The organism is Microbacterium sp. (genome assembly GCF_039812165.1).
Lineage (GTDB): Bacteria > Actinomycetota > Actinomycetes > Actinomycetales > Microbacteriaceae > Microbacterium.
Genome location: NZ_JBDIAB010000113.1, coordinates 1 through 9,828, shown reverse-complemented (window position 1 = coordinate 9,828; position 9,828 = coordinate 1). Strand labels below are relative to the sequence as shown.

General features: G+C 72.5%; 8 protein-coding genes and 2 tRNA genes. 5 read left to right on the top strand and 5 right to left on the bottom strand.

Going from position 1 to position 9,828, the window contains the following annotated elements; genetic code table 11:
- Nucleotides 1–8 precede the first annotated feature (8 nt).
- Both WML84_RS09740 and WML84_RS09735 read right to left on the bottom strand, forming a co-directional pair.
- Nucleotides 9–1,355 carry an MFS transporter gene (locus WML84_RS09740; RefSeq protein ID WP_347345948.1) on the bottom strand — a complete coding sequence of 449 codons (1,347 nt, stop codon included), beginning with the start codon at nucleotides 1,353–1,355 and terminating at the stop codon, nucleotides 9–11.
- Between the two features lie 10 nt (nucleotides 1,356–1,365).
- Nucleotides 1,366–2,397, bottom strand: coding sequence for an LLM class flavin-dependent oxidoreductase (locus tag WML84_RS09735; protein WP_347345947.1), 1,032 nt, complete (start codon nucleotides 2,395–2,397; stop codon nucleotides 1,366–1,368).
- Between the two features lie 104 nt (nucleotides 2,398–2,501).
- Between WML84_RS09735 and WML84_RS09730 the strand changes: the two genes are divergently transcribed.
- The gene (locus tag WML84_RS09730) at nucleotides 2,502–3,188 is read left to right on the top strand and encodes a hypothetical protein (RefSeq protein WP_347345946.1); all 687 of its coding nucleotides are present in this window, start codon (nucleotides 2,502–2,504) and stop codon (nucleotides 3,186–3,188) included.
- 48 nt (nucleotides 3,189–3,236) lie between these two features.
- Entirely contained in the window at nucleotides 3,237–3,860 is a 624-nt protein-coding gene (locus WML84_RS09725; protein WP_347345945.1) for a phosphoribosyltransferase family protein, read from the top strand.
- A gap of 14 nt (nucleotides 3,861–3,874) precedes the next feature.
- Here the strand turns inward: WML84_RS09725 and WML84_RS09720 are convergent, their stop codons facing one another.
- The gene (locus tag WML84_RS09720) at nucleotides 3,875–5,572 is read right to left on the bottom strand and encodes a DUF885 domain-containing protein (protein ID WP_347345944.1); all 1,698 of its coding nucleotides are present in this window, start codon (nucleotides 5,570–5,572) and stop codon (nucleotides 3,875–3,877) included.
- A gap of 28 nt (nucleotides 5,573–5,600) precedes the next feature.
- The gene (gene polA, locus WML84_RS09715; protein ID WP_347345943.1) at nucleotides 5,601–8,240 is read right to left on the bottom strand and encodes a DNA polymerase I; all 2,640 of its coding nucleotides are present in this window, start codon (nucleotides 8,238–8,240) and stop codon (nucleotides 5,601–5,603) included.
- Nucleotides 8,241–8,297: 57 nt separating this feature from the next.
- Between polA and WML84_RS09710 the strand changes: the two genes are divergently transcribed.
- Nucleotides 8,298–8,726, top strand: a complete 429-nt coding sequence (locus WML84_RS09710; RefSeq protein ID WP_347345942.1) for a hotdog fold thioesterase — start codon at nucleotides 8,298–8,300, stop codon at nucleotides 8,724–8,726.
- 21 nt (nucleotides 8,727–8,747) lie between these two features.
- Here WML84_RS09710 and WML84_RS09705 read toward each other — a convergent pair whose 3' ends face one another.
- A complete protein-coding gene (locus WML84_RS09705; protein WP_347345941.1) occupies nucleotides 8,748–9,368 on the bottom strand; it encodes a response regulator in 621 nt (206 codons plus the stop codon).
- A 35-nt stretch (nucleotides 9,369–9,403) separates the two neighbouring features.
- On the opposite strand from WML84_RS09705, the gene WML84_RS09700 reads away from it, so the two are divergent.
- Both WML84_RS09700 and WML84_RS09695 read left to right on the top strand, forming a co-directional pair.
- A tRNA-Leu gene (locus WML84_RS09700) sits at nucleotides 9,404–9,552 on the top strand.
- A gap of 61 nt (nucleotides 9,553–9,613) precedes the next feature.
- A tRNA-Leu gene (locus tag WML84_RS09695) sits at nucleotides 9,614–9,696 on the top strand.
- The last annotated feature ends 132 nt before the right edge of the window (nucleotides 9,697–9,828 follow it).

Sequence of the window (9,828 nt, the reverse complement as noted above, 5' to 3'; positions counted from 1 at the left end):
CGGCCGGGTCAGCGGTCGTCGAGCGCGACGCCGCGTCGGTCGACGAGACCCCATGCCGAGGCCGCCGCACCGGCGAAGAACACCGCGAACACGACGAACAGCAGCGGCGCCCCGCCGAGCGCGAGGAGCGGCGGCACGGTCAGGGGCGCCACGATCGAGGCGATCCGGCCCACGCCCGCCGCCCAGCCGGAGCCGGTGGCGCGCAGCGACGTCGGGTACATCTCCGGCGTCACGGCGTAGAGCGCACCCCACGCGCCGAGGTTGAAGAACGACAGCGCCATGCCCGCGGCGATGATCGCGCCCTCACCGGTCGCGGTGCCGAACAGGATCGCCGCCACCGTCGAGCCGGCGAGGAAGACCGACAGCGTCAGGCGCCGCCCCCACACCTCGATGAGCCACGCAGCCACGGCGTAGCCGGGCACCTGCGCGAGCGTGATGATGAGCGTGAACCCGAACGACTTCACGAGGTCGTAGCCCTGCGCGAACAGGATCGTCGGGATCCAGATGAACGCCCCGTAGTACGAGAAGTTCACGCAGAACCACACGAGCCACAGGCACGCGGTGCGCACGCGGAACTCCGGTGCCCAGAGGGCCGCCAACCGCTCGCCGGTCGACGTGGCCGCCGGCGGCGCAGCGGGCGGGGCCGCGACAGGGGCCTCGGTCGCCGAGACCGACGCGGAGCGCTCGATGGCGCGGACGATGGCATCCGCCTCCGCCGTCCTGCCCTGCCGCTCGAGCCAGCGCGGCGACTCGGGCAGCCCCCATCGCACGACGAGCGCGTAGGCGGCCGGGATCGCCCCGATCGCGAACGCCCAGCGCCAGCCGTTCTCGAGGTTCGGGATGACGAGGTAGCCGATGAGGGCGGCTGCCGTCCACCCGACCGCCCAGAACGCCTCGAGGATCACGATGAGGCGCCCGCGCATGCGCACCGGGGCGAACTCGCTCACGTACGTGCTCGCGACCGGGAGCTCGGCGCCGAGGCCGAGGCCGACGAGGAAGCGCAGGACGAGCAGCACCGCGAGGCCGCCGACGAGCGCGCTGGCGCCCGTCGCGAGGCCGTAGACCAGGAGCGTCAGGGCGAACACCGTGCGCCGGCCGAGCCGGTCGGCGAGCAGGCCCCCGACGGTCGCCCCGATCGCCATGCCCATGAACCCGACCGACGCGATCCACGACGCATCGGCGGTCGACAGCGACCACTCGCTGATGAGCGCGGCGATGATGAACGAGATCAGCCCGACGTCCATCGCGTCGAGCGCCCAGCCCGTGCCCGAGCCGGTGAGCACCCGCAGGTGCGTGCGCGTGAAGGGAAGGGCGTCGAGGCGTCGGGCGACCGTCGACGTCGGGGCATCCGTCATGCCTTGAATGCTACGACGCGAGGAGCTCCCGCACGCGCGGCGCGACCTCGGTGCCGTACAGCTCGATCGAGCGCATCATGTGCTCGTGCGACAGCGTGCCGGTCGAGTACTTGAGATCGAAGCGCTCCACCCCGAGCGTCGTGACGGTCGCGGCGATCTTGCGGGCCACCGTCTCGGGCGAGCCGACGTAGAGCGCGCCCTCCGGTCCGACGTCGTGCTGGAACCGCATGCGGCTGTAGGGCGGCCAGCCGCGCTCGCGGCCGATCGTGTTGTTCATCGCCTCGAAGCCCGGGTACGCCTCGTCCCACGCCTGCTGGTCGGTCTCGGCGACGTGACCGGGCGAGTGCACGCCGATCGGCAGCGGCGCGCGGTCGAAGGTCGTGAGCGACCGCCGGTACAGGTCGACGAACGGGCGGAAGCGGTGCGCCGGGCCGCCGATGATCGCGAGCATGAGCCCGTAGCCGTACCGGGCGGCGCGCACGACCGACTCGGGCGTGCCGCCGACGCCGACCCACGCGGTCAGCCCGTTCGCGGTCTTCGGGAAGACGTCGGCCGCCTCCAGCGGGGCGCGCATCGTGCCCTGCCACGTGACCGGCTGCTCGGCCATGAGCTGCGAGAACAGATCGAGCTTCTCGTCGAAGAGCCGCTCGTAGTCGCGCAGGTCGTAGCCGAACAGCGGGAACGACTCGATGAACGAGCCGCGGCCGAGGATGATCTCGGCGCGACCGTTCGAGATCGCGTCGAGAGTCGCGAAGCGCTCATAGACCCGTACGGGGTCGTCGCTGGAGAGCACGGTCACCGCGGTCCCGAGGCGGATGCTCCTCGTGCGCGCCGCGGCGGCGGCGAGCACGATCTCGGGGCTCGAGACCGCGAACTCGGGGCGGTGGTGCTCCCCCACGCCGAAGAAGTACAAGCCCACCTCGTCGGCGAGCACCGCCTGGTCGACGACGTTGCGGATCGTCTCGGCGTCGCTGAGCAGCTCGCCGTCGGCGCCGCGGGTGACGTCGCCGAACGTGTCGAGGCCGAGCTGGATGGTGGCCACGGCATCCCCCTTGTCTTTATGCATGTGAATACGAACACCGGAGCGGCGGCGCCCATTCCCGCCGCGTGCTCGCTCCGCCGGCGCCGTGCGGATAGGGTCGGCGCGTGCAGATCCTCACGCCCATCGTGCCCGGTCCGGGCGAGCCCGTCGTCGCCGACTGGCATCCCGTCGCGCTCGCCGATCTCGTGGAGCGGCTGCGGGCGCTCACCGCGGGCGGCGACACGGTGCCCCTCGTCGCCGTCGACGGGCGCGGCGGAGGCGGCAAGTCGACCCTCGCGGCGCGACTGGCCGCCGCGACGCCCGGCGCGGCCGTCATCGCGATCGACGACCTGGTGTGGAACGCCCCGCTGTTCGACTGGGCCGACCTCGCGCGCGAGGGCATCCTGGCGCCGGTCGCGGAAGGGCGCGCGGTGCGCTACCGCCCGCCCGCCTGGCAGACGCACGGCCGCGACGGCGTCATCGAGGCGCCCGCCGACGCGTCGATGATCGTGCTGGAGGGCGTGGGGGCGAGCTGCCGCGAGATCGCCGACGGCCTCGCCGCCGCGATCTGGGTGCAGTCCGACTTCGCCGAGGCCGAGCGTCGCGGCCTCGCGCGCGACATCGCCAGCGGCGTCAACGGCGACGCCGAGGAGTCGACCCGGTTCTGGCACGAGTGGATGGCGGCGGAGCTGGCGTTCCTCGCGGCCGACCGGCCGTGGCAGCGCGCGGACCTCGTCGTGGCGGGCACCCGTCCGGGCGCGCACCCCGTCGCCGACGGGCCGATCCTGATCTCGCCGGGGCCGCTCCGCTGAGGTCCGCCGCCCGGCCCGTGCTCCCGCGTCGCGGCGTATCGTGAGGGCATGGCGCTCTTCGCCGACCGGATCGACGCGGGCCGGCAGCTCGCGGAGCTGCTCACGGGCTGGCGGGGGCGGGATGCCGTCGTCCTCGGCATCCCGCGCGGCGGCGTCGTGGTCGCCGCCGAGGTCGCCCGCGTGCTCGACGCCCCGCTCGGCGTCGCGATCGCGCGCAAGCTCGGCGTCCCCTGGCATGAGGAGCTGGCGTTCGGCGCGATCGCCGAGGGCGTGCGCGTCGTGAGCGACGACGCCCTCCGCGGCAGCGGTGTGACGCCCGAGCAGCAGACGTCGGTGGAGGAGCACGAGCGCGTCGAGCTCCACCGGCGCGAGGCGCGGTTCGGCGCCGGGCTCGTGGACGTGGACGGACGCACCGCGATCGTCGTGGACGACGGCGTCGCCACCGGCGCGACGGCGACCGCCGCGTGCCGGTCGGTGCGCACGCGCGGGGCCGCGAGCGTCGTCCTCGCCGCGCCCGTCGCGCCCGCGCACTGGCACGCCGACGCGACCGTCGTCGACGAGTTCGTCTGTCCGCACCGCGAGCGCGACTTCTGGTCGGTCGGCCAGTTCTACGACGACTTCACGCAGACGAGCGACGACGAGGTCGCGCGCCTGCTCGCCGAGGCCTCCTGAGCCGGCTCTTCGGCTCAGCGCGGCGTCAGCGCCATCCGGAGCGTGTCGAGGCCGACTCCGCCGAGCTGCAGCGCCCGCATGTGGAACTGCGTGATGTCGAACGCGTCGCCCGCGGCCGCACGGTACTCGTCGCGGATCTGCTCCCAGATGCGCTGCCCGACCTTGTACGACGGCGCCTGGCCCGGCCAGCCGAGGTAGCGGTTGACCTCGAACCGGATGAACTCGTCGGACATGTTGACGTTGCGTCGCATGAACGCGAGCGCGTAGTCGGCGTCCCACGCCTCGCCGCCCGTGCCGAGCCGTGACCACCCCTCGAGACGCGGCTTCTGCAGGTGCACGCCGATGTCGAGCACGACGCGGGCGGCGCGCATGCGCTGGCCGTCGAGCATGCCGAGCCGGTCGGCGGGATCGTCGAGGTAGCCGAGCTGCTCCATGAGCCGCTCCGCGTACAGCGCCCAGCCCTCGGCGTGCCCGCTCGTGCCGGCGAGCAGGCGTCGCCACGAGTTGAGCTCGGCGCGGTTGTACACCGCCTGCGCGATCTGCAGGTGGTGGCCGGGCACGCCCTCGTGGTACACGGTCGTGAGCTCGCGCCACGTGTCGAACGACGTGACGCCCTCGGGCACCGACCACCACATGCGGCCCGGCCGCGAGAAGTCGTCCGTCGGCGCCGTGTAGTAGATGCCGCCCTCGTGCGTCGGCGCGATCATGCACTCGAGCGTGCGGATCGGCTCGGGGATGTCGAAGTGCGTGCGGCCCAGCTCCGCGACCGCGCGGTCGCTGGTCTCCTGCATCCAGCGCTGCAGCGCGTCGGTGCCGTGCAGCTTGCGCGAGTCGTCGCGCTCGAGGAACGCGACCGCCTCCTCGACGGATGCCCCGGGCACGATCTCGCCCGCGATCTGCTCCTGCTCGGCGACCATGCGCGCGAGCTCCTCGACGCCCCACTCGTAGGTCTCGTCGAGGTCGATCCGCGCCCCGAGGAACCGGCGCGAGTGCAGCGCGTACAGCTCGCGGCCCACGGCGTCCGTCTCGGTCGCCGCGGGCGCGAGCTCGTCGCGGAGGAACGCGGCGAGCGCGTCGTAGGCGCCGCGCGCCGCGTCGGCGCCCAGGGCGAGGTCGCGGGCGAGGGATGCCGGGAGCGCGCCGTCGTCGGGAGCGGCGTCGGCGACGAACGACGCGAAGAATCCGTCGCCGGCCGTGTAGCGCGCGATCTGCGTGACGACCTCGGCCACCTGCCGCTTCGCCGGCACCACGCCGCTCGCGATGCCCTCGCGAAGCGTGGCCGCGTAGCCCTCGAGCGCCGCGGGCACCGCGCCGAGGCGGCGGGCGACGACCTCCCAGTCGTCGACGGTCGACGTCGGCATGAGGTCGAAGACGCTCCGCACGTCCTGCGCGGGCGAGGCGATGACGTTGAGGTCGCGCAGGTGGCTGTGCGCGTCGTGCAGCTCGACGGCGAGGCCGAGCTCGCCGAGCAGGTCGGCCTTGGTGACCTCGTCGACGCCGTCCACCGGCGCCGCCGCCTCGAGCGCCGCGATCGTCGCCTTCGTGGCGGCGAGGCTGCGCTCGGTGCCCTCGGGCGAGAGGTCGTCGAGGCGGTCGTTGTGCTCGAACCGGCCGATGTAGGTGGCGGTTCCCGGCGAGAGCTCGGCGACCGTGTCGACCCAGGCGTCGGCGATCAGGTCGATGGACGTGGGCGTTCGCTGCGCGTCGGTCATCCTCCGAGCGTAGCCCGCGCCCCCGACGTCAGTGCCCGGCCTCGTTCCAGTCGCCGCCGCGACCGATCTGCACGTCGAGCGGCACCTTCAGCTGCGCCGCGTCGCCCATGCGGGCGCGCACGATCGCCTCGGTGGCGTCCCACTCCCCCTCGGCCACCTCGACGACGAGCTCGTCGTGGATCTGCATGAGCACGCGCGAGCGCAGGCCCGCGTCGCGCAGCTCGTCGTGGATGCGGAAGAGCGCGATCTTCATGATGTCGGCCGCGCTCCCCTGGATCGGGGCGTTCAGCGCCGCCCGCTCGGCGTTCTCGCGCAGCACGCGGTTGGGGCTCGCGAGATCGGGGAACGGCCGGCGGCGCCCGAAGATCGTCGCGGTGTACCCGTCGATGCGCGCCTGCGCGACGCTCGCGCGCAGGTAGTCGCGCACCGCGCCGAAGCGGGCGAAGTACTCCAGCATGAGCTGCTTCGCCTCGGCCTGGTCGATGCGCAGCTGCTTCGACAGCCCGAACGCCGACAGGCCGTACACGAGGCCGTACGACATGGCCTTGACCTTCGTGCGCATCGTCGGGGTGACGTCCTCGGGGGCGACGCCGAACACGCGCGAGCCGACGAAGCGGTGGGTGTCCTCGCCGGAGTTGAACGCCTCGATGAGCCCGGGGTCCTCCGACAGGTGCGCCATGATCCGCATCTCGATCTGCGAGTAGTCCGCCGTCAGCAGGGTCTCGTAGCCCTCGCCCACCTGGAACGCCGAGCGGATGCGGCGGCTCTCGGCGGTGCGGATCGGGATGTTCTGCAGGTTCGGGTCCGTGCTCGACAGGCGCCCGGTCTGGCTCCCGGTCTGCAGATAGGTGGTGCGGATGCGCCCGTCCGGGCCGATCGCCGCGTCGAGCGACTCGATGATCTGGCGGAGCTTCATCGACTCGCGGTACTGCAGCAGGAGGTCGAGGAACGCGTGCCCGTGGCTCTCCTGCAGGTCGGCCAGCGCCGCGGCATCCGTCGAGTACCCGGTCTTCGTCTTGCGGGTCTTGGGCAGCTGCAGCTCGTCGAAGAGCACCTCCTGCAGCTGCTTGGGCGAGCCCAGGTTGCCCTCGCGCCCGATCGCGACGTACGCGCGCTCGGCGAGCTGATCGGCGCGCGCGGCGAGCTCGCCGGAGAACGCGGAGAGCTTCTCGTGCGACACGGCGACGCCGGCGAGCTCCATGTCGGCGAGCGTGTCGAGGGTGGGCAGCTCGATGTCGGCGAGGACGGATGCCACCGGCCCGGCCAGCTCGTCGCGCAGCGCAGCGGTGACCCGCAGCGTGTACCAGGACAGCTGGCCGGGCGTGGCGCCCTCGGTCTCGGGCACGAGCTGGGTCGGATCGGACTCGGGCAGCTTCTCGTCGAGGTAGCGGTCGACGAGGTCGGCGAGGGTCTTGTCGGGGAAGCTCGGCCGCGCGAGCCAGCCGGCGAGGATGGGGTCGAAGACGAGACCGCCCAGGCGCACGCCGGCACGGCGCAGCGCCTTGACCTGCGGCTTGGCGTCGGCGAGCACCTTGGGCGCGTCGCCGGCCAGCCACGGCGCCAGCGCCTCGGCGAGCTCAGGCGTCCACGTCGCCTCGACGGCGGCGTCGGCGGTCGCGAGGCCCACGCGGCGCGGCAGGCCGCCCTCGATCGTGACGGTCACGCCGACCTCGCCCTCGGCGGCCTCCGCCCACGAAGCGACGCCCGCGGGGTCGGGCTCGGCGGCGAGCGGCGCCGCCTGGGTCGGCGTCGTGGAGATCGCCGCCATCGCCGGATCGGCGCCGGCGGCCTCGAACACGCGCGGCAGGAGCGTGCGGAACTCGAGGCGCGCGAAGATGTCGCGCACCGCCTGCGCGTCGATCGGCCGCACCGCGAGCTCGGCGGGTCCGACGCCCAGGTCGACGTCGCGCAGGAGCCGGTTCAGCGCCCGGTTGCGACGGACGTCGTCGAGGTGCTCGCGCAGGTTGCCGCCGACCACGCCCTTGATCTCGTCGGCGCGGGCGAGGAGCTCGTCGAGCGAGCCGAACTGGGTGAGCCACTTGACCGCGGTCTTCTCGCCCACCTTGGGGACGCCGGGCAGGTTGTCGCTCGTCTCGCCGACGAGCGCCGCGATGTCGGGGTAGTTGTGCGGCGGCAGGCCGTACTTCTCCAGCACCGTCTCGGGCGTGTAGCGGCGCAGCTGCGACACCCCCTGCACGCTCGGGTACAGGAGCGTCACCTCGTCGGTGACGAGCTGGATCGTGTCGCGGTCGCCCGAGCAGACGAGCACGTCGTAGCCCAGCTCCGCGCCCTGGGTCGCGAGGGTGGCGAGGATGTCGTCGGCCTCGATGTCGGGCTGCATGAGCACGGGCACGTTCATCGCCTGCAGGCACTCCTGCAGCAACGGGATCTGGCCCGAGAACTCCGGCGGCGAGACCGAGCGGTTGGCCTTGTACTCCGCGTACTCGCGGGTGCGGAACGACTGCCGCGACGTGTCGAAGGCGACCGCCAGGTGCGTCGGGCGCTCGGCCTTGAGCAGGTTCACGAACATCGACAGGAAGCCGTAGATGCCGTTGGTGTGCTGGCCGTCCTTCGTCGTGAAGTTGTCCACCGGGAGGGCGAAGAACGCGCGGTAGGCCAGCGAATGGCCGTCCACGACGAGAAGGGTAGGCTTTGCGGAGTCCGTCACCCTGTCAGCCTAGCCAGGGCCGACGACACCCGACCCGGCCGATGCGGAAGGCGAGCGATGACATCCGACCAGTCCCCCGTCGACGGACTCGAGTGGGCGGCGCGGCGCGGCATGGGCGCGCTCGCCGAGAAGATGGGGATGCGCTTCGTCGAGTTCTCGGTCGAGCGATGCGTCGCCACGATGCCCGTCGAGGGCAACACGCAGCCGGTCGGGCTCCTGCACGGCGGCGCGTACGTCGTGCTCGGCGAGTCGCTCGGGTCGATGGCCGCGAACCTGCACGCCGGTCCCGACCGACTGGCCGTGGGCATCGACGTCAACGCGACCCACACGCGGTCGGCCACGAGCGGCGTCGTCACCGGCGTGTGCACCCCGATCCACCTCGGCCGCAACCTGGCCGTGCACGAGATCGCCGTGACCGACGATCAGGGGCGCCGCTGCTCGACGATCCGGATCACGAACCTCATCAAGGACATGCCCGGCCGCTGACTCCCGTGCGGGAGGAGGCCGTCAGCCCTTCTTCGGCGCGAGCTGCTCGATGATCGCCTTGGCCACGTCCTGCATGGTGAGGCGACGGTCCATCGACGCCTTCTGGATCCAGCGGAACGCCTCCGGCTCGGTGAGCCCCATCTTCTCGTTGAGCAGGCCCTTCGCGCGGTCGACGAGCTTGCGGGTCTCGAAGCGCTCCACCATGTCGGCGACCTCGGCCTCGAGGGCGATGATCTGGTCGTGGCGGGCGAGGGCGATCTCGATCGCCGGGAGCAGGTCGCTCGGCGTGAACGGCTTCACCACGTAGGCCAGGGCGCCCGCCTCGCTCGCGCGCTCGACGAGCTCCTTCTGGCTGAACGCCGTCAGCAGCACGACCGGCGCGATATGACCGCGGCTGAGCTTCTCGGCCGCGCTGATGCCGTCGAGGACGGGCATCTTCACGTCCATGATGACGAGATCGGGACGCAGCTCGGTGGCCAGCTGCACGGCGGTCTCGCCGTCGCCCGCCTCCCCCACGACGTCGAATCCGTTGTCTCGGAGGATCTCGACGATGTCGAGTCTGATGAGCGACTCGTCCTCGGCGACGACGACACGGCGCGGCGCGGAAGCGTTCGAAGCGGCGGTGGGCTCTTGCTCTGTCACCTTTGAATCCTACGGTATGGTCGATCGCGCACACACGGCCGGTGTGGCGGAATGGCAGACGCGACCGACTCAAACTCGGTTGCCCGCGAGGGCGTGTGGGTGGGCCCACGCCGCGCGTAGGGGCCCCGCGCGTCGCGCAGCGACGTGTGGGGAGCGCGGTGGGGACGACTCCCACCACCATCGACGGAGACGCGCCAGCGTCGGAGTCGATCGCGTGGGCGTACGGTATGGTCGTCACGACGTGCGCCGGTGTGGCGGAATGGCAGACGCGACCGACTCAAACTCGGTTGCCCGCGAGGGCGTGTGGGTTCGACTCCCACCACCGGCACGAGCCTGCGCCGTCGGGTGCGTCGGTGTCCGCGGCAGCGGATATGGTGCCGGTATGGACGATGCGACACGAACCGACACGGCCGACCTCGAGGGCGCCGCGGGTCGGCGCGACCTGCCGGGCCTCACGCAG